This window comes from Streptomyces sp. SCSIO 75703, assembly GCF_036607905.1.
Taxonomy (GTDB): Bacteria; Actinomycetota; Actinomycetes; order Streptomycetales; family Streptomycetaceae; genus Streptomyces.
Genome location: NZ_CP144555.1, coordinates 3,046,983 through 3,072,414, shown reverse-complemented (window position 1 = coordinate 3,072,414; position 25,432 = coordinate 3,046,983). Strand labels below are relative to the sequence as shown.

Sequence of the window (25,432 nt, the reverse complement as noted above, 5' to 3'; positions counted from 1 at the left end):
GACCGGGTAGGCAAGACGGGCCGGACAGGGCGGACAGACCGGATGGGACCGGTCGTCCGGGGTGCGCGGGGCGGGCCGTGAGCCGGGCCGTCCGACATCTCCCGTACGAGACGTGCGTCCCGAATCGCGGACACCGTGTCCCGACCCCTGGAAGTCCGGCGTACGCTCGACGGCAGTCACAACTCTCCGAAGGAGCGAGCGACGATGCCCGAGCTGAGGTCCCGCACAGTCACCCACGGCCGCAACATGGCGGGCGCACGCGCCCTGATGCGCGCCTCCGGTGTACCGGGCGCGGACATCGGGCGCAAGCCCGTCATCGCGGTCGCCAACAGCTTCACCGAGTTCGTGCCCGGCCACACCCACCTGGCGCCGGTCGGCCGGATCGTCAGCGAGGCGGTGACCGCCGCGGGCGGCATCCCCCGCGAGTTCAACACCATCGCCGTCGACGACGGCATCGCCATGGGCCACGGCGGCATGCTCTACAGCCTGCCCTCCCGCGACCTGATCGCGGACAGCGTGGAGTACATGGTCGAGGCGCACCGCGCCGACGCCCTGATCTGCATCTCCAACTGCGACAAGATCACCCCGGGCATGCTCAACGCCGCGCTGCGGCTGAACATCCCCACGGTCTTCGTCTCCGGCGGCCCGATGGAGGCCGGCCGCACCACCCTGGTCGACGGCACGGTCCGCACCCTGGACCTGATCGACGCCATGGTGGACGCGGCCGACGACAAGGTCTCCGACGCCGACGTGCTGCGCATCGAGGAGAACGCCTGCCCGACCTGCGGCAGTTGTTCCGGCATGTTCACCGCCAACTCGATGAACTGCCTCACCGAGGCCATCGGCCTCTCCCTGCCCGGCAACGGCTCGGTCCTCGCCACCCACACCGCCCGCAAGGCCCTCTACGAGGACGCGGCGCGCACGGTCATGGACATCACGCGCCGCTACTACGAGCAGGACGACGAGTCGGTCCTGCCCCGCGCCGTCGCCTCCTTCCAGGCGTTCGAGAACGCCATGGCGCTCGACATCGCCATGGGCGGCTCGACCAACACGATCCTGCACCTGCTGGCCGCCGCGCAGGAGGCCGAGGTGCCCTTCGGCCTCGCCGAGATCGACGCCCTCTCCCGCCGCGTGCCCTGCCTCGCCAAGGTCGCGCCGAACGTGGGCAAGAACCGCACGTACTACATGGAGGACGTGCACCGGGCCGGCGGCATCCCCGCCCTGCTCGGCGAACTGCACCGCGCCGGACTGCTCAACGAGGACGTGCACGCCGTGCACAGCCCCTCCCTCGCCGACTGGCTGAAGACCTGGGACATCCGCGGCGGCTCCCCGTCCCCGGAGGCCGTCGAACTGTGGCACGCGGCCCCCGGCTGCGTCCGCTCCGCCGAGGCGTTCTCCCAGTCCGAGCGGTGGGACTCCCTCGACGAGGACGCCGAGGGCGGCTGCATCCGCTCCGCCGAGCACGCCTACTCCGCGGACGGCGGCCTCGCGGTGCTGCGCGGCAACCTCGCCGTCGACGGCTGCGTGGTGAAGACGGCCGGCGTCGACGAGTCGATCTGGACCTTCGAGGGGCCCGCGGTCGTGTGCGAGTCGCAGGACGAGGCCGTCCAGAAGATCCTCACCAAGCAGGTCACCGAGGGCGACGTCGTCGTCATCCGCTACGAGGGCCCCAAGGGCGGCCCCGGCATGCAGGAGATGCTCTACCCGACCTCGTACCTCAAGAGCCGCGGCCTCGGGAAGGCGTGCGCGCTGATCACCGACGGCCGTTTCTCGGGCGGCACCTCGGGCCTGTCCATCGGCCACGCCTCGCCCGAGGCGGCCTCCGGGGGCACCATCGCCCTGGTCCGGGACGGCGACCGCATCCGCATCGACATCCCGAACCGCTCCGTCGAACTGCTCGTGGACGACGCCGAGCTGGCCCGCCGCTCCGACGCCCTGAACGGCGCGTACGTCCCGCGCGACCGCGACCGCAAGGTCTCCGCCGCCCTGCGCGCCTACGCCGCCATGGCGACCAGCGCCGACAAGGGCGCCGTGCGCGACGTGAGCAGGCTGGGCTGAGCCCGCGCCCGGTACGGGGCCGCGCCACGGGGCCGTCCCGGAACCGTGGCGGTCCCCGGCACCGGGGGCCGCGTCCGTCCGACACGCCGAAGGGCCGTCCCCCCACCGCGCGGGGGCGGCCCTTCGGCGTGTCGTCGTGTCCGCCCGCGTGTGATGTTGTCCGCCCTCGTGCCGCTGCCCGCGCCCGGCGCTACCAGGCGGCCGGGTCCCGGGCGTCCACGGCGAGGACGCTGCCGTCGGGCGCCCCGGAGAAGACGTGGCCGCCCGCGAGCACCGGCGGGGCCAGATCGGCGGGGACCCGGTCGGAGGCCGTGCCGAGCCGGGGCGGGGTCTGGCCGAGCAGGCGGCCCGAGCCGGCGTCCACGCCGAGCAGCCGCCCGTCGGGCGCGGCGACGTACACGTGCCGGTCGTCGGCGACGGGCGCCGAACCGCGGCTCATGCCGGTCTCCAGGCTCCACCGCTGGACGCGGCCGGCGAGATCGACCGCCCGCAGCGAGCCGCCGTCCCCCATGAGGTACACCCGGTCCCCGCGCACGGCGGCCTCGGCCTGTCCGAGGGGGACGGGCAGCGCGACGCGGAGCAGGTCGCCGGTGCCGGGGGTGTAGCGCAGCACGGCGCGGGCGTCGCCGTAGACCGGGTCGACGGCCAGCAGGCACAGGGACCCGCCGGACACGCCGGCCGGACGCACCACACCGTCCATCTCGGTGTCCCAGCGCACCGTCCCGGTGGCCGGGTCGACCGCGGTGACGCGGGTGCGCCGCCCGTCGTCGCTGGTGCTCGTCGCGTACGCGAGCCGGTCGCCGGGGAACGCCGCGAAGTACGGCATCCGGTGGCCCGGGACCGGGCGCGTCCACCGGCTCTCGCCGGTCGCGGCGTCCACGCCGGTGACCCGGCCGTCGGCGCCGGTGAGCAGCAGCATGCCGCCGGCCCGCCGCAGGCCCTGGTAGGCGGGCAGCTCCGCCTTCCGGGCCGCCGCGCCGGTGGCGGGGTCGAGCGCGGTCAGGGTGCGGCCCTGCTGGACGGCGGGCTGGACGAGGCCGCCGTCCGCGACCGAGGGCGGTTCGCCGACGACCGTCCGCTCGACGGGGTGGCGCCACAGCACCCTCCCGTCGGAGGGATCGAGCGCGAAGACGAGTCCGGGCCGCGCGCACAGCAGCCGTCCGCCGCCGTACGAGCAGTGCGAGACGCCCGGCTCCTCGTCGGGCGCCGTCCGCCAGGTACCGAAGGGGGACGCCGCGGCCTGCGGCACCGGCGTCCTCGGGTCCGTGCCCTGCGAGGGCAGGACCAGGACGAGCGCCCCGGCCGCGACGACGCCGGCCACACCGGCCCCGAGCGCGAACCGACGGGCGCGGCGGCGCGGGGGAGGGGGCCGGGTGGCGGACGGGCCGGACGCCGGGAGGCCGCCGTCCGGCGGGCCGGCGTGCGGGAGGCCGGGCGTGTCCCGCGCCGCGGGGCCGTCCTCCGGCGTGTCGCCCGGCGCGGGGCCCGGCGTGCCGGCCGCCGTCCCGTGGTCCCCGGGCGTGTCCCCTTCCGGCACGCTGTCCCGGAGCGCCCCGGGCGTGTCCTGTGACGGGTCCCGTGGGGCCGGTGTGAACGTCTGGGTGTCGTACGAGGCCGCCACCGTCCGCAGCCGCCGCATCAGCTCGTCCGGCGTGGGCCGGTCCTCCGGCTCCTTCGCCAGACAGCTCCGCACCAGCGGGGCCAGGCTCCCCGGCAGCCCCGTCAGGTCGGGCTCGTCGTGCACGACCTGGTACGCCACGACGTACGGGCTGTCCGAGTCGAAGGGGCCCCGGCCGGTCGCCGCGTGCACCAGCAGCGAACCGAGCGCGAAGACGTCCGCGGCCGGTCCCACCTCCCGGGGCCGGCGGAACTGCTCCGGTGCCATGAACGGCGGCGTGCCGATCAGCTTGCCCGTCTCGGTGCGCAGTTCGCTGTCCTTGGGCCGGGAGATGCCGAAGTCGATGACCTTCGGGCCGTCCTCGGCGAGCAGCACGTTGCTCGGCTTCAGGTCCCGGTGGACGACCCCGACCCGGTGGATGTCGCGCAGCGCCTCGGCGAGCCCCGCCATCAGCCGGCGCAGCCGCCCGTGCTCCAGGGGGCCGTTCCGCTTCACCTCGTCGGCGAGGGTGGGGCCGGGGATGTACAGGGTGGCCATCCAGGGGCGCACCGCATCGGGGTCGGCGTCCACGACCGGCGCCGTGAACGCCCCGCTCACCCGTCGCGCCGCCGCGACCTCCTGCCGGAACCTGCCCCGGAACTCGGGGTCCCGCGCGTACTGGGCGTGGACGACCTTCACCGCGAGCCGCATCCCGGACGTACTGCGGGCCAGGTGCACGACCCCCATGCCACCGGAGCCCAGCCGGGCGTCGAGCCGGTAGTGGCCGGCGTACTCCGGACGCTCCGCTTCCGCATCGGGTCCGGCGTTCCGCTCTGGCGCCATGGGACCACCCCCGTGCCGTTCCTCAGCGCGCGCGACGTTCGGAGCCTAGTCGATGGGGCCGACGCCGCCGAGACGGCCCGCCCGGCACGCCCGTACGGAAAACGAACATGTGTTTCACGGTCCGCAGGGCGGGAATCAAGGGGGCCCCATGGTCGTCATGGGGTGCAACGGGGGAGGTTTCGTCATGTCCGTGGACCAGTCCGCGCCCGTCGGGGGCGACGAGGAGAGGGAGGCCGTCGCCGCCGCGGCCGCCGCGCGCACGTACCCGGTCGCGCCGGGGTACCGGCTCAACGTCCGCAGCGGACCCGGCACCGGCTACGCCGTCGTCCGGGTCCTGCCGCTCGGCGCCCAGGTCCCGATCACCTGCCAGACGAACGGCACCACGGTGACCGGTCCGTACGGCACGTCGTCGATCTGGGACCGCATCGGCAGCGGGCAGTACGTCTCCGACACGTACGTCTACACCGGCAGCGACGGGTACGTCGCCCCGCCCTGCTCCTGAGCCGGGCGCTCCGGGCGGGCCCGCTCCCGGGCCCGCCCGGACGGGCCGGGCCGCCTCCGGCCCCGGGCCCGCCCGGAGCCCGCGGCGCCGCCCCGGCCATAATCGACCCGTGAGCGACGAGAACGGTACGAACGGCACCCGGAGCGCCGCCGAGGGCTCCGCCACCCCGGCCGGCCCCCGCCCCGAGCCGCTGCGCTTCTTCGGCACGAGCTGGGTGGACCACGGCCGGGGCTACGCCGTCCGCCGCGCCGGCGTCGCCGTCGGCGCGCTGCTCACCGCGGCCGTGGCCTGCCTGGTCCTGTTCATCGCCTACGAGGGCCTGCGGATCGCCGCCGTCAGCGGTTTCGTCACGGTGCTGATGGGCGTCATGTTCGCCCTCTGCAGCGCCGTGGCCTTCCGGCACACCTGGACCGGCTTCTCCCGCCGCCCCGACCCCGACCGCCAGGCGTCCCTGCGCGGTCTGCTGAGCATCGGCTTCGTCGGCTCGCTCCTCGCCTACTTCCTGCGCTGCTTCACCGAGGCCCCCGGCGAGGGCCTGCTCCGCGCCGAGTACGAACGCGCCCGCGACCTGTACGCGCGCCGCACCACCCGCCGCTCCGGCAACCCCGCGAGGAAGAAGCGCCGGGGCCGCGCCTGACCCCCCGCCCCGCCGGGCCGGCATCCGGCGGGAGGGACGCGGCGCGCGGCACACGCACCCGGGGGTCCGTCCTCGGGGCGACGCGGAGGTCTGTCCCTGGTGCGTCGCCGGGGGTCCGCCCTCCGGTCCGTGCCTGGGGGTCCGTCTTCGGGGCGTTGCCGGGGGTCCGCTTCCGGCCCGTGCCCGGAGGTCCGTCCCTGGTCCGTGCCCGGAGGTCCGTCCCTGGTCCGTGCCCGGAGGTCCCCCCAGGCCGTACCTCGAAGCCCGCCCCCGGCCCGCCCCCGGAGGCCCCCGGAGGCCCCCGGTCGCCCCGGAGGCCCGTCCCGGGCCGTGCCCACCGGCCCCCACGGCCGTCACCATGGCCGGATGACGACCTCGCCCGAGCCCGCCACCCCCGCGACCCGGCCGACTCGCGCCTCCCGCGCCGTCCGCGCCCGCTCCTTCGACGCCGCCGCGGACCGGTACGCCGCCGCCCGGCCCTCCTACCCGCCCGCGCTGCTCGACGCCGTCGAGGAACTGGCCGGCCGACCCCTCGCCGGTGCCCGGGTCGTGGACGTCGGCGCCGGCACCGGGATCGCCACCGCCCTGCTGCACGCGCGCGGCGCCCGGGTGACCGGGGTCGAGCCCGGCGACGGCATGGCCGCCCGGTTCCGCCGGGACCTGCCCGACGTGCCCCTCGTACGCGGCGTCGGCGACGCGCTCCCCCTCGCCACCGGCTCCGCCGACCTGCTCACCTACGCCCAGTCCTGGCACTGGACCGACCCGGACCGTTCGGTCCCGGAGGCGCTGCGGGTGCTGCGCCCCGGCGGCGCGCTCGCGCTGTGGTGGAACACCGGCCCCCGCGACGTGCCGTGGATCGCCGAGCAGGAACGGCGCGTCGAGGCCCGCTTCGGCGTCGAGGAGCCCGGCCTGCGCGGGGTCGAGGCACGCCTCGCGGAGACGGCCCGCCGTGTCGGCGGCGCCCGCCGCACCGTCCGCTGGAGCCGGCGCGTCCCCCTCGGCACCCACCTGGCCAACCTCGCCAGCCGCTCCCTCTTCCTCACCCGGGACGCCGAGCAGGGGAGGGCCTTCCTCGCCGAGGAGCGGCGGTGCCTGTCGGACGTCTTCCCGGACGGGGTCGTGGAGGAGACGTACGACGTCGTCCTGCTCGTGGCGACCACCCCCCGGGACGCTTGACGCCGGCCGGTCGCAGGAGGAGTATTCATCACATGATGAATTATTCTTCCGGGCCTCCCGGAAGGCCCGCGGACCCGGCCGGGCCCGCCGGCCCGGCCGGAGCACCGGCCCTCCGCGCCGAAGACCTCACCGTCGTCCGGGGCGGCCGGACCGTCCTGCGCGCCCTCGGCTTCACCGTCCCGCGCGGACAGGTCACCGGCCTCCTCGGCCCCTCGGGCTGCGGGAAGTCCACCCTCATGCGCGCCGTCGCCGGCACCCAGGCCAAGGTCACCGGCACCCTGGAGGTCCTCGGCCGGCCCGCCGGCCACCCGGCCCTGCGCACCCGCGTCGGCTACGTCACCCAGGCCCCCTCCGTCTTCGACGACCTCAGCGTGCGCCAGAACCTCGACTACTTCGCCGCGATCCTCGACCCCGGCCGCGCCGCCGCCGCACGCCGCCACGAGCACGTCGGCCGGGCCATCGCCGACGTCGACCTCACCGACCACGCCGACGCCCTGGCCGGCCGGCTCTCCGGCGGCCAGCGCAGCCGCGTCTCCCTCGCCGTCGCCCTGCTCGGCGCCCCGGACCTGCTGGTCCTCGACGAACCGACGGTCGGCCTCGACCCCGTCCTCCGCCGCGACCTGTGGAACCTCTTCCACGCCCTCGCCGCCGAACGCGGCGCCACCCTCCTCGTCTCCTCCCACGTCATGGACGAGGCCGAGCGCTGCCACCGGCTCCTGCTGATGCGCGAGGGCCGGCTGCTCGCCGACGACACCCCCGACGCCCTGCGCGCCCGCACCGGCACCGACACCGTCGAGGACGCCTTCCTGCGCCTCGTCGACGAGGCCGACCGCACGAAGGAGAGCACGCGATGACCTCCCCGGCCCCGGCGGAGCCCAGGCCCGCCCCCGCCCCCGTACGTCCCCTGAACCTCTCCCGCACCACCGCCACCGCCGGCCGCGTGCTGCGCCAGCTCGCCCACGACCCGCGCACCATCGCGCTGATGCTCCTCGTCCCGTGCGTGATGCTCTTCCTGCTGCGCTACGTCTTCGACGGCAGCCCGCGCACCTTCGACACCATCGGCGCCTCGCTCCTCGGCATCTTCCCGCTGATCACGATGTTCCTGGTCACCTCCATCGCCACGCTGCGCGAGCGCACCTCCGGCACCCTGGAACGCCTCCTCGCCATGCCGCTCGGCAAGGGCGACCTCATCGCCGGCTACGCCCTCGCCTTCGGCGCGCTCGCCGTCGTCCAGTCCGCCCTGGCCACCGGACTCGCCCTCTGGGTCCTCGACCTGGACGTCACCGGCAGCCCGTGGCTGCTGCTCCTCGTGGCCCTGCTCGACGCCCTCCTCGGCACCGCGCTCGGCCTCTTCGTCTCGGCCTTCGCGGCCTCGGAGTTCCAGGCGGTCCAGTTCATGCCGGCGGTGATCTTCCCCCAGCTCCTGCTCTGCGGCCTCTTCACTCCGCGCGACCGCATGCACCCCGCCCTGGAGGCCGTCTCCGACGTCCTGCCCATGTCGTACGCCGTCGACGGCATGAACGAGGTCCTGCGCCACCCCGACCTGACCGGCGTCTTCGTCCGGGACGTCCTGATCGTGGCCGGCTGCGCCCTCCTGGTCCTCGCCCTCGGCGCCGTGACCCTGCGCCGCCGCACCGCCTGACCGGCGCCCGCCCCGCCGGCCCGCATCCGCCCCGCCGGCCCGCATCCGCCCCGCCGGCCCGCATCCGCCCCGCCGGGGCCTCGCCCCACCCCACCGGTCCCCACCCGCCCCGCCACCTGCGCCGTCCGGGCCGCACCCGCGTCCCGCCCACCGGACGCGGGCACCCGGCCCGGCCGCCCGGTGCGAGGATGAACGCGGACGACGCAACCCTCGGAGGGGCACCCCAGCCATGACCCAGAAAGTCGCAGTCCTCGGCACCGGCAAGATCGGCGAAGCCCTGCTCAGCGGGATGATCGGTTCCGGCTGGTCCCCGGACGACCTCCTCGTCACCGCCCGCCGCCCGGAACGGGCCGAGGAACTCCGCGCCCGCCACGGCGTCACCCCCGTCACCAACGCCGAGGCGGCCAAGCACGCCGACACCCTCATCCTCACGGTCAAACCGCAGGACATGGGCACGCTCCTCGACGAACTCGCCCCGCACATCCCCGCCGAACGGCTGGTCATCAGCGGCGCGGCCGGCATCCCCACCGCCTTCTTCGAGGAACGCCTCGCCCCCGGCACCCCCGTGGTCCGCGTCATGACGAACACCCCGGCACTCGTCGACGAGGCCATGTCCGTCATCTCCGCCGGCACCCACGCCACCGCCGGCCACCTCGCCCACACCGAGGAGATCTTCGGCGCGGTCGGCAAGACCCTGCGCGTCCCCGAGTCCCAGCAGGACGCCTGCACCGCGCTCTCCGGCTCCGGCCCGGCGTACTTCTTCTACCTGGTCGAGGCCATGACCGACGCCGGCATCCTGCTCGGGCTGCCCCGCGACAAGGCCCACGACCTGATCGTCCAGTCGGCGATCGGCGCCGCCAAGATGCTCCGCGACAGCGGCGAGCACCCGGTCCGGCTCCGCGAGAACGTGACGTCCCCGGCCGGCACCACCATCAACGCCATCCGCGAACTGGAGAACCACGGCGTCCGCGCCGCCCTCATCGCCGCACTGGAGGCCGCCCGCGACCGCAGCCGCGAGCTGGCCTCCGGCACGAAGGACTGACCCCGGCCGGGGCCCGCCCCTCTCAGCCGGCCCGGACCACGGCGGGGCCGGCGATCGTCCGGGCCTCGCCGCCGCCGTCGCCGTCCTCGTCGTCCGAGAGGGGCGGCAGCAGTCCGATCGCCCGGTACGCGGCGTCCACCGTGGGCCGGGCCATCGCTCGCGCCCGCTCCGCGCCCCGGCGCAGCACCTCGTCCACCCGCCCCGGGTCCGCGCACAGCTCCCGGTGCCGTTCCCGCACCGGCCGCAGCGCCTCGATCACGGCCTCCGCCGTGTCCTTCTTCAACGCGCCGTACGAGGTGTACGCCTCACCGAGGGCCACGGGGTCGCCGCCGGTGCAGGCGGCCAGGATCTCCAGCAGGTTCGTCGGCCCCGGCCGCGCCTGCGGGTCGTGGACGACGTCGCGTCCGCTGTCGGTCACCGCCCGCATCACCTTGCGCCGCACCACGTCCGGCTCGTCGAGCAGGTAGACGATGCCCGGCCCCACGTCGTCGCTCTTGCCCATCTTCGACGCCGGGTCCTGGAGGTTCATCACCCGCGCCGCGACCGCCGGATGCGTGGCCCGGGGCACGGTGAAGGTGTGCCCGTACCGTTGGTTGAACCGCACGGCCAGGTCCCGGGTCAGCTCCACGTGCTGCGCCTGGTCGTCACCGACCGGCACCTCGTCGGCCGCGTACGCCAGGATGTCGGCCGCCATCAGCACGGGGTACGTCAGCAGCGACAGCCGCACGCTCCCGCCCCGCTCCCGTTCCCGGGCGGCCTTCTCCCGGTACTGGATCATGCGCCGCATCTCCCCGTCGGTCGCCACGCACTCCAGTACGTACGAGAGCCGGGCGTGCTCGTCGACGTGGCTCTGCACGAACACCGTGCACACGTCGGGGTCCAGCCCCGTGGCGAGCAGCAGGGACGCGGCCTGCCGGCTCAGCCGGCGCACCCGTGCCGGATCGTGGTCGACGGTCAGCGCGTGCAGGTCGACCACGGAGAACAGCGCGTCCGCGCGGTACTGGTCCTCCGTGGCCCAGCGCCGCATCGCGCCCAGGTAGTTGCCGAGCGTCAGGTGCCCGGTCGGCTTGATCCCGCTGAAGATCCTCGTCATCTCTCCGCCTCTCGGCCGGGGCCGCCGTCCGCCGGCTGCCCCGGCCCCGTGCGAGGGGAGATACGGGAAACGGCCGCCGGGAGCGGCGGCCGTCGCAGTGCGTACGTGAGCGCGGGCCGCCGTCAGGCGGCCCACCAGAACTGGTCGTGCGTACGCGTGGTCACGTCCGTCAGCCTACGCCGCCGAGGGCTCCACGTCCCGGAGTTGACACGCCACGGGCCCACCCGTACTGTTCTCCGAGTTGTCCGACGTGAGCGCCGACCGAGTCGGTCCCCGGACAGCGATTCCACGAGCACCACCCACACTTCGGCGGACACCGCGTTGTCGGCTTCGTCGTGGCAATGGCGTGCGTATTCACGGAATGAGGAATCCACGTTCGGAAGAACGCGGACCCCGATTAGCTCGGGGTCTGGGAATCCGCTACAGTCTCACCTCGTCGGAACGGCCCAACGGCCGGGATGGCAACCCCTTCTGACGGGGGATCAGCACCGAAAGGGTCTGATAGAGTCGGAACCGCCGGAAAGGGAAACGCGAAAGCGGGAACCTGGAAAGCATCGAGGAAATCGGATCGGAAACGGTCTGATAGAGTCGGAAACGCAAGACCGAAGGGAAAGCGCCCGGAGGAAAGCCGGAGACAGTGTCTCGGGTGAGTACAAAGGAAGCGTCCGTTCCTTGAGAACTCAACAGCGTGCCAAAAGTCAACGCCAGATATGTTGATACCCCGACGTCGGGACTCTGTTCCTGATGTTGTGGTTCCTTTGAAATACACAGCGAGGACGCTGTGAACGGTCGGACTATTCCTCCGACTGTTCCGCTCCCGTGAAAAGCATTCACGGAGAGTTTGATCCTGGCTCAGGACGAACGCTGGCGGCGTGCTTAACACATGCAAGTCGAACGATGAACCACTTCGGTGGGGATTAGTGGCGAACGGGTGAGTAACACGTGGGCAATCTGCCCTGCACTCTGGGACAAGCCCTGGAAACGGGGTCTAATACCGGATACTGATCCTTCTGGGCATCCAGAGGGTTCGAAAGCTCCGGCGGTGCAGGATGAGCCCGCGGCCTATCAGCTTGTTGGTGAGGTAATGGCTCACCAAGGCGACGACGGGTAGCCGGCCTGAGAGGGCGACCGGCCACACTGGGACTGAGACACGGCCCAGACTCCTACGGGAGGCAGCAGTGGGGAATATTGCACAATGGGCGCAAGCCTGATGCAGCGACGCCGCGTGAGGGATGACGGCCTTCGGGTTGTAAACCTCTTTCAGCAGGGAAGAAGCGAGAGTGACGGTACCTGCAGAAGAAGCGCCGGCTAACTACGTGCCAGCAGCCGCGGTAATACGTAGGGCGCAAGCGTTGTCCGGAATTATTGGGCGTAAAGAGCTCGTAGGCGGCTTGTCGCGTCGGTTGTGAAAGCCCGGGGCTTAACCCCGGGTCTGCAGTCGATACGGGCAGGCTAGAGTTCGGTAGGGGAGATCGGAATTCCTGGTGTAGCGGTGAAATGCGCAGATATCAGGAGGAACACCGGTGGCGAAGGCGGATCTCTGGGCCGATACTGACGCTGAGGAGCGAAAGCGTGGGGAGCGAACAGGATTAGATACCCTGGTAGTCCACGCCGTAAACGGTGGGCACTAGGTGTGGGCAACATTCCACGTTGTCCGTGCCGCAGCTAACGCATTAAGTGCCCCGCCTGGGGAGTACGGCCGCAAGGCTAAAACTCAAAGGAATTGACGGGGGCCCGCACAAGCGGCGGAGCATGTGGCTTAATTCGACGCAACGCGAAGAACCTTACCAAGGCTTGACATACACCGGAAAGCATTAGAGATAGTGCCCCCCTTGTGGCCGGTGTACAGGTGGTGCATGGCTGTCGTCAGCTCGTGTCGTGAGATGTTGGGTTAAGTCCCGCAACGAGCGCAACCCTTGTCCCGTGTTGCCAGCAGGCCCTTGTGGTGCTGGGGACTCACGGGAGACCGCCGGGGTCAACTCGGAGGAAGGTGGGGACGACGTCAAGTCATCATGCCCCTTATGTCTTGGGCTGCACACGTGCTACAATGGCCGGTACAATGAGCTGCGATACCGTGAGGTGGAGCGAATCTCAAAAAGCCGGTCTCAGTTCGGATTGGGGTCTGCAACTCGACCCCATGAAGTCGGAGTCGCTAGTAATCGCAGATCAGCATTGCTGCGGTGAATACGTTCCCGGGCCTTGTACACACCGCCCGTCACGTCACGAAAGTCGGTAACACCCGAAGCCGGTGGCCCAACCCCTCGGGGAGGGAGCTGTCGAAGGTGGGACTGGCGATTGGGACGAAGTCGTAACAAGGTAGCCGTACCGGAAGGTGCGGCTGGATCACCTCCTTTCTAAGGAGCGCTTCTAGGCTGCTTCGGCAGTCCAGAGGCCAGTACATCGGCGAATGTCCGGTGCTGGTTGCTCATGGGTGGAACGTTGACTACTCGGCATGGTTCAGGATGGACCAGGCGCTAGTACTGCCCCTTTGCGGGGTGTGGAACGCTGATCTGGGCGGCTGATCGTGTCGGGCACGCTGTTGGGTGTCTGAGGGTGCGGTCGTGATGGCTGTGTCTTCGGTTGCTGGCCCCGGTATAGATCTGCTTCGGCGGGTTGTGACGGGTGGCTGGTCGTTGTTTGAGAACTGCACAGTGGACGCGAGCATCTGTGGCCAAGTTTTTAAGGGCGCACGGTGGATGCCTTGGCACCAGGAACCGATGAAGGACGTGGGAGGCCACGATAGGCCCCGGGGAGTCGTCAACCAGGCTTTGATCCGGGGGTGTCCGAATGGGGAAACCCGGCAGTCGTCATGGGCTGTCACCCGCTGCTGAACACATAGGCAGTGTGGAGGGAACGCGGGGAAGTGAAACATCTCAGTACCCGCAGGAAGAGAAAACAACCGTGATTCCGGGAGTAGTGGCGAGCGAAACCGGATGAGGCCAAACCGTATGCGTGTGAGACCCGGCAGGGGTTGCGCATACGGGGTTGTGGGATCTCTTGTTCACAGTCTGCCGGCTGTGAGGCGAGTCAGAAACCGTTGATGTAGGCGAAGGACATGCGAAAGGTCCGGCGTAGAGGGTAAGACCCCCGTAGTCGAAACGTCAGCGGCTCGTTTGAGAGACACCCAAGTAGCACGGGGCCCGAGAAATCCCGTGTGAATCTGGCGGGACCACCCGCTAAGCCTAAATATTCCCTGGTGACCGATAGCGGATAGTACCGTGAGGGAATGGTGAAAAGTACCGCGGGAGCGGAGTGAAATAGTACCTGAAACCGTGTGCCTACAAGCCGTGGGAGCGTCGGAGCAAGGCTTGCCTTGCTCTCGTGACTGCGTGCCTTTTGAAGAATGAGCCTGCGAGTTTGCGGTGTGTTGCGAGGTTAACCCGAGTGGGGAAGCCGTAGCGAAAGCGAGTCCTAATAGGGCGGTGGAGTAGCACGCTCAAGACCCGAAGCGGAGTGATCTAGCCATGGGCAGGTTGAAGCGGAGGTAAGACTTCGTGGAGGACCGAACCCACCAGGGTTGAAAACCTGGGGGATGACCTGTGGTTAGGGGTGAAAGGCCAATCAAACTCCGTGATAGCTGGTTCTCCCCGAAATGCATTTAGGTGCAGCGTCGTGTGTTTCTTACCGGAGGTAGAGCACTGGATAGGCGATGGGCCCTACCGGGTTACTGACCTTAGCCAAACTCCGAATGCCGGTAAGTGAGAGCGCGGCAGTGAGACTGTGGGGGATAAGCTCCATGGTCGAGAGGGAAACAGCCCAGAGCATCGACTAAGGCCCCTAAGCGTACGCTAAGTGGGAAAGGATGTGGAGTCGCAGAGACAACCAGGAGGTTGGCTTAGAAGCAGCCATCCTTGAAAGAGTGCGTAATAGCTCACTGGTCTAGTGATTCTGCGCCGACAATGTAGCGGGGCTCAAGCGTACCGCCGAAGTCGTGTCATTGCGATATGTACCTCTAACGGGGATCGTGATGGGTAGGGGAGCGTCGTCTGCCGGGTGAAGCAGCACCGGAAGGTAGTTGTGGACGGTTGACGAGTGAGAATGCAGGCATGAGTAGCGATACAAACGTGAGAAACGTTTGCGCCGATTGACTAAGGGTTCCTGGGTCAAGTTGATCTGCCCAGGGTAAGTCGGGACCTAAGGCGAGGCCGACAGGCGTAGTCGATGGATAACCGGTTGATATTCCGGTACCCGCTGTGGAGCGTCAAACATCGAGCATCGTGATGCTAAGGCCGTGAAGCCGTCCTGGATCCTTCGGGTGAAGGGGAGTGGTGGAGCCGCTGAACCAAGCGGTTAGTAGGTGAGTGATGGGGTGACGCAGGAAGGTAGTCCATCCCGGGCGGTGGTTGTCCCGGGGTAAGGGTGTAGGCCGTGAGGTAGGTAAATCCGCCTCGCAATAGGCTGAGACCTGATGCCGAGCCGATTGTGGTGAAGTGGATGATCCTATGCTGTCGAGAAAAGCCTCTAGCGAGTTTCATGGCGGCCCGTACCCTAAACCGACTCAGGTAGTCAGGTAGAGAATACCGAGGCGTTCGGGTGAACTATGGTTAAGGAACTCGGCAAAATGCCCCCGTAACTTCGGGAGAAGGGGGGCCATTCCTGGTGATGATCTTTTCGGTCTGAGCTGGGGGTGGCCGCAGAGACCAGCGAGAAGCGACTGTTTACTAAAAACACAGGTCCGTGCGAAGCCGTAAGGCGATGTATACGGACTGACGCCTGCCCGGTGCTGGAACGTTAAGGGGACCGGTTAGCTTGGATTCGTCCAGGCGAAGCTGAGAACTTAAGCGCCAGTAAACGGCGGTGGTAACTATAACCATCCTAAGGTAGCGAAATTCCTTGTCGGGTAAGTTCCGACCTGCACGAATGGCGTAACGACTTCTCGGCTGTCTCAACCATAGGCCCGGTGAAATTGCACTACGAGTAAAGATGCTCGTTTCGCGCAGCAGGACGGAAAGACCCCGGGACCTTTACTACAGTTTGATATTGGTGTTCGGTTCGGCTTGTGTAGGATAGCTGGGAGACTTTGATGCATGCACGCCAGTGTGTGTGGAGTCGTCGTTGAAATACCAGTCTGGTCGTGCTGGATGTCTAACCTGGGTCCGTGATCCGGATCAGGGACAGTGTCTGATGGGTAGTTTAACTGGGGCGGTTGCCTCCTAAAGGGTAACGGAGGCGCCCAAAGGTTCCCTCAGCCTGGTTGGTAATCAGGTGTTGAGTGTAAGTGCACAAGGGAGCTTGACTGTGAGACCGACGGGTCGAGCAGGGACGAAAGTCGGGACTAGTGATCCGGCGGTGGCTTGTGGAAGCGCCGTCGCTCAACGGATAAAAGGTACCCCGGGGATAACAGGCTGATCTTCCCCAAGAGTCCATATCGACGGGATGGTTTGGCACCTCGATGTCGGCTCGTCGCATCCTGGGGCTGGAGTCGGTCCCAAGGGTTGGGCTGTTCGCCCATTAAAGCGGTACGCGAGCTGGGTTTAGAACGTCGTGAGACAGTTCGGTCCCTATCCGCTGTGCGCGTAGGAGTCTTGAGAAGGGCTGTCCCTAGTACGAGAGGACCGGGACGGACGAACCTCTGGTGTGCCAGTTGTTCTGCCAAGGGCATGGCTGGTTGGCTACGTTCGGGAGGGATAACCGCTGAAAGCATCTAAGCGGGAAGCCTGCTTCGAGATGAGGGCTCCCACCCACTTGATGGGGTAAGGCTCCCAGTAGACGACTGGGTTGATAGGCCAGATATGGAAGCACTGTAAAGTGTGGAGTTGACTGGTACTAATAGGCCGAGGGCTTGTCCTCAGTTGCTCGCGTCCACTGTGTTGGTTCTGAAACCACGAACAGTCTTTGTTGGCTGGGTTTTATAGTGTTTCGGTGGTTATAGCGTAGGGGAAACGCCCGGTTACATTCCGAACCCGGAAGCTAAGCTCTACTGCGCCGATGGTACTGCAGGGGGGACCCTGTGGGAGAGTAGGACGCCGCCGAACAAATATTGGGAAGACCCCGCACCTTTGGTGCGGGGTCTTCTGCGTTTATGGTCCTTTCATGCGTTACGAACTGGTCCTCTTCGACAACGACGGTGTCCTCGTCGACAGCGAGCCGATCTCCAACCGGCTCCTCGCCGGCTACCTCACCGAACTGGGGCACCCGACGTCGTACGAGGACTCTCTGCGCGACTACATGGGGGCCGCGCTGCACCGCGTCCACGACCTCGTGCGGGAGCGGACCGGGCGGCGGCTGCCCGAGGACTTCGACGACGTCTTCCACCGGCGCGTCTTCGCCGCCTTCGCACGGGAGCTGGAGCCCGTCCCCGGCGTTGACGACGTCCTCGAAAAGCTCGCCGCGGACCAGGTGCCGTACTGCGTGGCCTCCTCCGGGAGCCACCAGCGGATCAGGGTCGGGCACGCCAGGACCGGGCTCGACCGGTGGTTCGACGACGGGCGGATCTTCAGTTCCGAGGACGTCGGACGCGGCAAGCCCGCGCCGGACCTCTTCCTCCACGCGGCCCGGCGGATGGGCGTCCCGCCCGAGCGGTGCGTCGTCGTCGAGGACAGCCCGCTCGGCGTCCAGGCCGCGGTCGCCGCCGGCATGGACGTCTACGGGTTCACCGCGATGACGCCCCCCGCCCGGCTCGCCGGGGCCACCGGACTCTTCGCGGACATGGCCGAGTTGCCCGGCCTGCTCGCCTGATCCGGACCCCGCACCGGACCCGTCGGCCCGGCCCGGAACCAGAGCTGAAAGAAATTCGCCTTCGGCGAGATCTCCCCACCGGTAGGTCCGGGCCCTACGCTCGCCGCCATGACGGATGAGCTGCGGCGCGGCAGGGCCTCGCTGGCCTTCTCCTTCTTCACCCAGGGCGTCGCCTTCGCCCTGCTCGTCACGCGCATCCCGGCGGTCCAGAGCCGCTACGGCGTCTCCGACGCGCTGCTGCCCGCCTTCCTCGCCGCCGTGCCCGTACTCGCCGGAGCCGGCAGCGTGGCCACCGAGCGGCTGGTCCGCAGGGTGCGGCCCAGCCGGGTCCTGCGCTGGTCCCAGCCGGTCGTCCTCCTCGCGCTGCTCGGCGTCGGCGCGGGCGACCGGATGATCCTCCTGGCCGTCGCCCTGGCCGCCTTCGGGCTCGCCGTCGGCGCCCTGGACGCCTCGATGAACATGCTCGGGGTCAGCCTCCAACGGGCCTACGGGCGCAGCATCGTGATCGGGTTCCACGCGGCGTACAGCCTCGGCGGCATCCTCGGTGCCTCGCTGGCCTGGGCCGGGGCCCACTGGCACCTGGCGCTGTGGGTGTCGTACCTGCCGGTCGTGGCCCTGCTGTTCCCGGCCGCGCTGACGGGCAGCCGCTGGTACGTCGACGGCGAAAGGACCGGCCAGGGGACCGGAGAGGGAACCGTGGAGCGGACCGGCGAGGGGCCCGACCGCGCGGGCGGTCACGTCACGCGGCCGGCGGACGACGGCTCCCGCGCGTCCGGCATCGGTTTCCGGGTGCTGCTGCCGCTCTGCCTCGTGATGACCTTCGCGTACATCGGCGACTCGACCGTCTCCAACTGGAGCGCCAAGTACCTCCAGGACGTGCTGGGCAGTTCCGAGCAGCTCGCCACCGTGCCGTACAACGTCTACATGGTGACCACGCTGGCCGGGCGGACCGTCGGGGACGCCGGGGTGCGGCGCTTCGGTGCCGTGGCCGTCGTCCGGGCGGGCGCGGTGCTCGCGGCGGGCGGGTTCGCCGTGGTCGCGGCGGCGCCCGGGGCGTGGACCGGGATGCTCGGCTTCACGCTGCTCGGCCTCGGGCTGTGCGTCCTGGTGCCCCAGACCTTCGCGGCGGCCGGGCGGCGCGCCTTCGACCAGGGGGGCGCGGCGGCGTCCGACGCGGCCGTGGCGCGGCTCAACATCTTCAACTACGTGGGCTTCCTCGTCGGTTCGCCGCTCGTCGGCGCGCTCGGCGGCGCCTGGAGCTACCGGGGCGCCATGCTGGTGCCGATGGTGTTGGTGCTGGTGACCCTCGGGTACGCCCGCTCGTTCGCGCCAGGGCCGGACCGATACGGTGTCCGGCATGAGCGGTCGCGCACAGTTGATGTGGGACGAGGCAGTGACGGGCTATGACTTCGGTCCCCAGCACCCGATGGACCCGGTCCGGCTCGCGCTGACCCGGCGGCTGGTCGACGCCCTCGGCCTCGACCGGGAGGTCGACGTCGTCTCGGCCAAACCGGCCGGCGAGTCGACGCTGCGGCTGGTCCACCGCGAGGACTACATCGACGCGGTGCGCACCGCCTCCGCCGATCCGGACGCGGCCGACGTCTCGTACGGGCTCGGCACCCTCGACGATCCGGCCTTCGCCGGGATGCACGAGGCGTCCGCGCTGATCGCCGGGCAGTCGGTGGGCGCCGCCGAGGCGGTGTGGCGGGGCGACGCGCTGCACGCGGTGAACTTCGCCGGCGGCCTGCACCACGCGATGCCCGGCGCGGCCTCCGGCTTCTGCGTCTACAACGACGCGGCGCTGGCCATCGCCCGGCTGCTGGAGCTGGGCGCGGAACGGGTCGCCTACGTGGACGTGGACGTGCACCACGGGGACGGTGTGCAGGCGGCGTTCTGGGAGGACCCGCGGGTCCTGACGATCTCGCTGCACGAGCACCCGCGGACCCTGTTCCCGCAGACCGGGTGGCCCGAGGAGACGGGCGCGCCCGGCGCGGAGGGCTCGGCGGTCAACGTCGCGCTGCCCGCCGGGACCGGTGACGCGGGCTGGCTGCGGGCCTTCCACGCGGTGGTGCCCGAGCTGATCGCCGACTTCCGGCCGCAGGTGCTGGTGACGCAGCACGGCGCCGACACCCACTTCGAGGACCCCCTCGCGCACCTCGCGGTGTCGCTGGACGCCCAGCGGGCCGTGCAGAGTGCCTGCCACGACCTGGCGCACGCGCACGCCGACGGGCGGTGGGTGGCGCTGGGCGGCGGCGGGTACGCGGTCGTCGAGGTGGTGCCCCGGTCGTGGACGCACCTCGTGGGGATCGCGGCCGGGCGGCCGGTGGAGCCGGAGACGGTGATCCCGGAGGGCTGGCGGCAGGAGGTGTACGCGCGGACCCGGCAGCTCGGGCCGATGCGGATGACCGACGGGCGGTGGCCGGTGGCGTGGTCCGACTGGGAGGCCGGGTACGACCCCGCGGACCGGTTGGACCAGGCGGTCCTGGCGGCCCGCCGCGCGGTGTTCCCCCTGCGCGGCCTGCTGGCCTGACCCTGCGGCGCCGCCCCCACCCGGCGGCCTCTCCCTGACCCGGCCGCGCCGGACCCGACCCGGTCCGGCCGGCCTCGCCCCAGGCCCCGGCGGCCCCGCCCGTCCGGCCCCCGCCCCGGCCCCGCCACCCGTGCGGCCCCCGCCGCGACCGCGGTACCCCGGCGAGGACCACGGACGCCCGCCGGGGTCCCCCGGCCGTGGGGTGTTCGCCCGTTCCGGGGACCGCGGCGGCGGGCGTCCGGCAGCATCCTGCGAATGCCGAGCCGTGACGCCCTCAGGGCACATCTCCTGGACACCCGCCTCGCCGGGGACGTGGCCACCTCCCGCGAGGCGAGCCTGCGCAGTTACCGGCTGTTCGCCGCCCGCGACCCGCGTGTCCTGATCGGGCTCGATCCGCGCGGAACGTGGGAGCATCGGGACCTGATCGCGCTCATGGCCGACCGGTGCGGGGTCTCGCCCGACCCCCGGCACACGTCCGGCCGGGACGTGATCGACCCCGAGCGGACGCTGACCGCGCTGGACGCCTTCGCCGACCGGATCGGTGCCGTCGCGCAGCGTGGCGGACCGGTGCTCCTCGGCACCGGCCACCCGCACCGGCTGCTGGGTTTCTACGCCGCGCTCGCAGACGCCCTGTCGACGGCGGGATGTGACGTCCTCACCCCCGCGCAGGGTCGCCGTGTCGACATATTGACCCGGTTCGGTCTACGCACACACCGCCTCGACTACGTGCGCCGCGTCGCCCTGGTACGGGAACCCGGCACCCGACGCGCCGGTGGTGAGCCCGGCGCGCACACGCACTCGCCGCTGCCGGTCAGAGCGGTGCTGGACGCCGCCGCGGAGGCCGGCGGACCCCTGCCGGAACTGGTGATCGGGGACCACGGCTGGGTCTGCGGGGCAGGTCAACTGGGGTTCGAGGCCATCGGGCCGGCCGACACGGACGATCCGGCGCTCTTCGTCGGGGAGGCGGAGGGCGTGGTCGCCGTCGCGGTCCCGCTCGACGACGCCGTGCGCTCCGAGTACTACCGGCCGCTCATCCGCTACGTACTCAATCGAGCGTGTCTGTCACGGTAGGCATGCGATGGGTGCACCTCTTCCCCATTCGCATCACCCGCCCCTAGTCTGGGGAGTGAGCACGCAGCGACGAAGAGTCACCGGAAGGGGAAGCCGGCGGCCGTCGCGTGCGGAAGGTTCAGGTGTGTCATGGCTCAAGTCGGCGAAAGGCCTCTGAACGAGGTTCAGTTCCTTACCGTGGCGGAAGTCGCCTCGGTGATGCGCGTGTCCAAGATGACCGTGTACCGCCTGGTGCACAGCGGTCATCTGCCCGCGATCCGGGTCGGACGGTCGTTCCGCGTCCCGGAGCAAGCGGTGCACGAGTACCTCCGCGAGAGCTACGTGGGGGTGGAAACGGCCTGAGACGGCCCGGGGCAGGCTCGTACGGGGGCTCTTCGCGGGCCTCCCCCGGTCGTTCACGACGCCTCGCCACCACTCGGTCCGGGTTCGATTCACCTCGATTTACGACCTCGGTCCCAGGGCGGGTAGGCTGGCCCCTCGTAGGTCGTGTGGGCCCATGGCGCCCAACAACCGAGTCATGAGAAGTGAGCGAGGGTAAGTCGTGGGCTCTGTTATCAAGAAGCGGCGCAAGCGGATGGCGAAGAAGAAGCACCGCAAGCTGCTCAAGCGCACGCGCGTTCAGCGTCGCAACAAGAAGTAGGCGACGCTGCGCCGTCCGTGTGTCCTGTGGCCCCCCACCGCGTCCGGTGGGGGGCCACAGTCGTCCCCGCGCCCGCGAAAACGCGTCACCCGCCGCCCCGGCGGTCGCCGCGGCGCCCCCTCGACCGGCTAAGTTGTGCCGCGTGACGGGAACGCGGCACGGGACGGCCCGGCGCCGGGCACCGCACCGGCCGTACGGCGACCCGGCCGGACGGGGCCGGCGACCGGGACCGGCGGACCGGACCCGGTCGCGGAACAGGGCGGAAGGAAGGCGCTGGCCGTGGGGAAGACCGTGCTCGTGACCGGCGTGGCCCGCCGGCTGGGAGGCTGCTTCGTGCGGCGCGTCCAGCGCGACCCCGACGTGGAACGGGTCGTCGGCGTCGACGCCGTACCGCCCGAGCACGACCTGGGCGGCGCCGACTTCGTCCGGGCCGACATCCGCCGGCCCGGCATCGGGCGGGTGCTCGCCGAGACCGGTGCCGACACGGTCGTGCACATGGACGTCACCGGCACACCGCTGGGCGGCGGCAGCCGGACGTCGGTCAAGGAGACCAACGTCATCGGCACCATGCAGCTCCTCGGTGCCTGCCAGAAGTCCCCGGCCGTACGGCGGCTCGTCGTCAAGTCCAGTACGAACGTCTACGGATCCGCCCCCCGCGACCCCGCGGTCTGCACCGAGTCCACCACGCCCAAGTCCCTGCCCAGTGGCGGCTTCGCGAAGGACGCGGTCGAGGTCGAGGGGTACGTGCGAGGCTTCTCCCGGCGCCGGCCGGACGTCGCCGTGTGCGTGCTGCGGTTCGCCAACATCCTCGGCCCCGGCGCGGACACCCCGCTCGCCTCCTACTTCGGGCTGCCGCTGCTGCCGACCGTCTTCGGCTACGACCCGCGGCTGCAGTTCGTGCACGAGGACGACGTGGTCGAGGTGTTGCGGATCGCCGCCCACGCGCCGCGGCGCGGGACCCTCAACAGCGGCACCTTCAACATCGCCGGGGACGGCGTGCTGCTGCTCTCCCAGTGCGCGCGCCGCCTCGGCCGCCCCACCGTGCCGGTCCTGCTGCCCGCGGTCACCTGGGCGGGCACCCTCGTGCGTACGCTGGGGATGACGGACTTCTCCCCGGAGCAGATCCGGCTGCTCACCCACGGACGGGTCGTGGACACCACGCAGATGCGCGAGACGCTCGGCTTCGTCCCGGCCCACACCACGGCCGGGACCTTCGCGGCGTTCGCCGCCGCCCAGGGCCCCGGACTGCTGCCGCCCGCGGCCCTCGCGGGGGCCGTCGACCGGATCGCGGCGCTGTCCCCGCGGGGCGGCGGCCACCTCCCGACCCAGAGCGCCAACTGAGGAGCGCATCAACGATGGCGGACGCCAAGGTCATTCCGTTCGACGACGACCGGTCGCGGGGCGGCGCCGCGCAGCGCCCGACGCGGCGCCGGGGCGGCGGGACCCGGCGCGGCTCCGGCGAAAACGCGCCGGTGCGCGGGATCCAGCCGGTGCCCGAGCCCGAGGAGCACCCGGGCGGCCAGGCGCCGCCGTCCGGCGACGGCGCCCTGGAGCGGCGCGTGGCGAGCGGGCTGGCCTTCCTGCGCCGCCGCCTCACCGGCGAGTACGAGGTCGACGACTTCGGCTACGACGCCGAACTCACCGACCAGGTGCTGATGTCCCTGCTGCGCCCGCTGTACGAGCGGTACTTCCGGGTCGAGGTGAAGGGCATCGGCAACATCCCGTCCGAGGGCGGTGCGCTGATCGTCGCCAACCACTCCGGGACGCTGCCCCTGGACGCGCTGATGATGCAGGTCGCCGTGCACGACCACCATCCGGCCGACCGGCACCTCCGGCTGCTGGCGGCGGACCTGGTCTTCGTCATGCCGGTCGTCAACGAGCTGGCCCGCAAGCTCGGTCACACCCTCGCCTGCACGGAGGACGCCGAACGGCTGCTGGGCCAGGGCGAACTGGTCGGGGTGATGCCGGAGGGCTTCAAGGGCATCGGCAAGCCCTTCGGGGAGCGCTACAAGCTCCAGCGGTTCGGGCGCGGCGGTTTCGTCTCCACGGCGCTGCGCAAGGGCGTGCCGATCGTGCCCTGCTCGATCGTCGGGGCGGAGGAGATCTACCCGATGGTCGGCAACGCGAGGACGCTGGCGCGGCTGCTGGGTTTCCCGTACTTCCCGCTGACGCCGACCTTCCCCTGGCTCGGTCCGCTGGGCGCGGTGCCGCTGCCGACGAAGTGGACGATCCAGTTCGGCGAGCCGATCCCGACAGACGAGTATCCGCCGGAGGCGGCGGACGACCCGATGCTGATGTTCAACCTGACCGACCAGGTGCGGGAGCAGATCCAGCACACGCTGTACAAGCTGCTGGTGCAGCGCCGCTCGGTCTTCTTCTGAGCCCGTTCTCCCGGGAGCGCCGGGTCTCCGTGCCCCGCGCCGCCGGCCTCCGGGTCCTCGGCCGACGCCCCCGGTCCGCCGGGCCTCGCCGTACGGGCACGGGCGCCGTACGCACGGCGCAGGAGAAGGCGCCGGGTGCACCCCCGTCGTCTGGGTGCCCCCGGCGCCTGGCCGTGCCGTCAGCCGGTCAGTCGGCGTCCTCCCCGTGGATGCCCAGGCCGGGCAGCAGGCCCGGCAGGAGCGGCGGGAGGGTGACGTCCGGGCGGACGGGTGAGGAGGGGCCCTCCGGGGACTGGGAGGCGCTGCCGCCCCCGGTGTCCTTCGGCGGGTCGAGCAGGCCGCCGGTGCCGCCGCCGAGGAGGCCCTCGACGGGGTTGTCGGAGCCGGCCGACTCGCTGGGGCCGCTTCCCGTGTGCCCGCCCGGCGAGGAACCGGTGCCGTCGCCGGGCGCCGGGGACTCGTGGGCGCCGGGCGTGCCGGTGACCTCCGGGTCGGGCCGGCCGCGGTGCCTGCCGGTGCCGCCCTCGTCCTCCTGGGGGGAGGTCGGCGGCAGCATCGAGCGCAGCGGCGCCACGTCGTCCTCTATGGCGTCGAAGACGGAGGAGACCTGCTCGCTCACGTCGCCGAGCTGCACGGGCAGCCGGTCGCGCAGTGCGCCCCAGGTGTCCCGGTGCGAGCGGGAGAAGGCGGACAGCGCCTGCATGGGGGCGAGCGAGTCGGGGTCGCGGGCGTAGACGGCGCTGAGCAGCCGGTGGCCCTCGGAGGCGTCGTGCCGCATGCCGGACAGGGCGCGGCGGACCTGGCCGAGGGACTCGTGGTCGAGGTCGCCGGCGCGACCGCGTTCCATCAGCCGGCGGGCCTCGCTGAGCCGGGTGGACGCCTGGTCCAGGTAGGCCTGCCCGCGCTCGTCGTCCCCGGCGGTGAGACCGAGCCGGAAGTCCTCTATGCCGCGTTTGAGGCCGTAGAGGGAGTCGCCGGGCAGGGCGTCGGAGCTGGCGGCGGCGACTCCGCCGAAGGCCCCGGCGGCGACGCTCACACTGAGGCCGCCGGCGGTGAGCCCCTTGGCCAGCCGGGAGCGTGGACGGAACTTCTTCAGCGGGGCCGCGCGGTGGGCGCCGCGGGCGTGGCGTTGTTCGGGTACCGAAGGATTCGTTTCGCCCCCCGCGGTGCCCTCCTGGAGCATGGCCTCGAACGCCGCCACCAGCTGTGCGCGCTGGACGACTTTGACCTCGGGGTCCAGCTCCGGCTTGGGCAGCGAGTCCAGGTCGGCGGTGAGGGCCAGCAGGCGCCCCCGCTCGGCCTGGTCCGCGGTGGCCCCGGTGGGCGGCGATCCTTCGGGCTGCTCGGTCGCCGCCCCCGGATCGGACTGCTCCTCCAGAGCCTGGGCGAAGGCGTTCGCCCGCCGGTGTGCCGATACGTTCGCGATCACTGGCGGCACCTCCTCTCGTCATGACGGTCGACTCCCCAGGGGGTCCTGAGGGTCGCACACCCCGGCCCCGACCACACGCGAGTGCGGCCGGAGTCGGCCAGGGGGTGTTGACC

The 25,432-nt window shown here is 70.9% G+C and carries 18 protein-coding genes and 3 rRNA genes; 18 read left to right on the top strand and 3 right to left on the bottom strand.

Annotated elements, in window-relative coordinates:
- Nucleotides 1-204: 204 nt before the first annotated feature.
- Nucleotides 205-2,058, top strand: a complete 1,854-nt coding sequence (gene ilvD, locus VM636_RS13330) for a dihydroxy-acid dehydratase (protein WP_030421980.1) — start codon at nt 205-207, stop codon at nt 2,056-2,058.
- Nucleotides 2,059-2,248: 190 nt separating this feature from the next.
- Here the strand turns inward: ilvD and VM636_RS13325 are convergent, their stop codons facing one another.
- Complete coding sequence (locus tag VM636_RS13325) at nt 2,249-4,498, bottom strand: PQQ-binding-like beta-propeller repeat protein (protein WP_338484526.1); 2,250 nt, start codon at nt 4,496-4,498, stop codon at nt 2,249-2,251.
- A 184-nt stretch (nt 4,499-4,682) separates the two neighbouring features.
- On the opposite strand from VM636_RS13325, the gene VM636_RS13320 reads away from it, so the two are divergent.
- The 6 genes from VM636_RS13320 (at nt 4,683) to proC (ending at nt 9,497) form a co-directional block, all read left to right on the top strand.
- On the top strand, nt 4,683-5,000 hold the full coding sequence (locus VM636_RS13320) for an SH3 domain-containing protein (RefSeq protein WP_030421982.1): 318 nt from the start codon (nt 4,683-4,685) through the stop codon (nt 4,998-5,000).
- A 109-nt stretch (nt 5,001-5,109) separates the two neighbouring features.
- Complete coding sequence (locus VM636_RS13315; protein ID WP_030421983.1) at nt 5,110-5,637, top strand: hypothetical protein; 528 nt, start codon at nt 5,110-5,112, stop codon at nt 5,635-5,637.
- 366 nt (nt 5,638-6,003) lie between these two features.
- The gene (locus VM636_RS13310) at nt 6,004-6,813 is read left to right on the top strand and encodes a class I SAM-dependent methyltransferase (RefSeq protein ID WP_030421984.1); all 810 of its coding nucleotides are present in this window, start codon (nt 6,004-6,006) and stop codon (nt 6,811-6,813) included.
- A gap of 32 nt (nt 6,814-6,845) precedes the next feature.
- Complete coding sequence (locus tag VM636_RS13305; protein WP_338484522.1) at nt 6,846-7,667, top strand: ABC transporter ATP-binding protein; 822 nt, start codon at nt 6,846-6,848, stop codon at nt 7,665-7,667.
- Nucleotides 7,664-8,455, top strand: a complete 792-nt coding sequence (locus VM636_RS13300) for an ABC transporter permease (protein ID WP_053914506.1) — start codon at nt 7,664-7,666, stop codon at nt 8,453-8,455. The genes VM636_RS13305 and VM636_RS13300 overlap by 4 nt, the downstream gene beginning before the upstream one ends.
- Before the next feature lie 229 nt (nt 8,456-8,684).
- Nucleotides 8,685-9,497 (top strand): pyrroline-5-carboxylate reductase, encoded by an 813-nt coding sequence (gene proC, locus VM636_RS13295; protein WP_030421987.1) that lies wholly within the window; start codon nt 8,685-8,687, stop codon nt 9,495-9,497.
- Nucleotides 9,498-9,519: 22 nt separating this feature from the next.
- Here proC and trpS read toward each other — a convergent pair whose 3' ends face one another.
- Nucleotides 9,520-10,590 (bottom strand): tryptophan--tRNA ligase, encoded by a 1,071-nt coding sequence (gene trpS, locus VM636_RS13290; RefSeq protein ID WP_338484519.1) that lies wholly within the window; start codon nt 10,588-10,590, stop codon nt 9,520-9,522.
- Between the two features lie 829 nt (nt 10,591-11,419).
- Between trpS and VM636_RS13285 the strand changes: the two genes are divergently transcribed.
- The 11 genes from VM636_RS13285 (at nt 11,420) to VM636_RS13235 (ending at nt 23,890) form a co-directional block, all read left to right on the top strand.
- Nucleotides 11,420-12,944, top strand: a 16S ribosomal RNA gene (locus VM636_RS13285).
- Nucleotides 12,945-13,259: 315 nt separating this feature from the next.
- Nucleotides 13,260-16,380, top strand: a 23S ribosomal RNA gene (locus tag VM636_RS13280).
- Between the two features lie 68 nt (nt 16,381-16,448).
- Nucleotides 16,449-16,565, top strand: a 5S ribosomal RNA gene (gene rrf / locus VM636_RS13275).
- The 16S, 23S and 5S rRNA genes sit together here, the layout of an rRNA operon.
- A 58-nt stretch (nt 16,566-16,623) precedes the next feature.
- Nucleotides 16,624-17,268, top strand: a complete 645-nt coding sequence (locus VM636_RS13270; RefSeq protein ID WP_030422653.1) for an HAD family hydrolase — start codon at nt 16,624-16,626, stop codon at nt 17,266-17,268.
- A gap of 108 nt (nt 17,269-17,376) precedes the next feature.
- Nucleotides 17,377-18,675: an MFS transporter gene (locus VM636_RS13265; RefSeq protein ID WP_030422654.1), complete on the top strand. Its 1,299-nt coding sequence runs from the start codon at nt 17,377-17,379 to the stop codon at nt 18,673-18,675.
- Entirely contained in the window at nt 18,626-19,798 is a 1,173-nt protein-coding gene (locus VM636_RS13260; protein ID WP_030422655.1) for an acetoin utilization protein AcuC, read from the top strand. Before VM636_RS13265 ends, VM636_RS13260 begins: the two co-directional genes overlap by 50 nt.
- 255 nt (nt 19,799-20,053) lie before the next feature.
- Complete coding sequence (locus tag VM636_RS13255; RefSeq protein ID WP_030422656.1) at nt 20,054-20,869, top strand: phosphatase; 816 nt, start codon at nt 20,054-20,056, stop codon at nt 20,867-20,869.
- A 129-nt stretch (nt 20,870-20,998) separates the two neighbouring features.
- Nucleotides 20,999-21,211 (top strand): helix-turn-helix domain-containing protein, encoded by a 213-nt coding sequence (locus tag VM636_RS13250; RefSeq protein ID WP_030422657.1) that lies wholly within the window; start codon nt 20,999-21,001, stop codon nt 21,209-21,211.
- Between the two features lie 199 nt (nt 21,212-21,410).
- Nucleotides 21,411-21,509, top strand: coding sequence for an AURKAIP1/COX24 domain-containing protein (locus VM636_RS13245; RefSeq protein WP_003948845.1), 99 nt, complete (start codon nt 21,411-21,413; stop codon nt 21,507-21,509).
- Between the two features lie 279 nt (nt 21,510-21,788).
- A complete protein-coding gene (locus tag VM636_RS13240) occupies nt 21,789-22,850 on the top strand; it encodes an NAD-dependent epimerase/dehydratase family protein (protein ID WP_338484514.1) in 1,062 nt (353 codons plus the stop codon).
- Nucleotides 22,851-22,864: 14 nt separating this feature from the next.
- The gene (locus tag VM636_RS13235; protein ID WP_338484512.1) at nt 22,865-23,890 is read left to right on the top strand and encodes a lysophospholipid acyltransferase family protein; all 1,026 of its coding nucleotides are present in this window, start codon (nt 22,865-22,867) and stop codon (nt 23,888-23,890) included.
- A gap of 187 nt (nt 23,891-24,077) precedes the next feature.
- Here the strand turns inward: VM636_RS13235 and VM636_RS13230 are convergent, their stop codons facing one another.
- Entirely contained in the window at nt 24,078-25,319 is a 1,242-nt protein-coding gene (locus VM636_RS13230; RefSeq protein ID WP_030422660.1) for a DUF5667 domain-containing protein, read from the bottom strand.
- Nucleotides 25,320-25,432 lie beyond the last annotated feature (113 nt).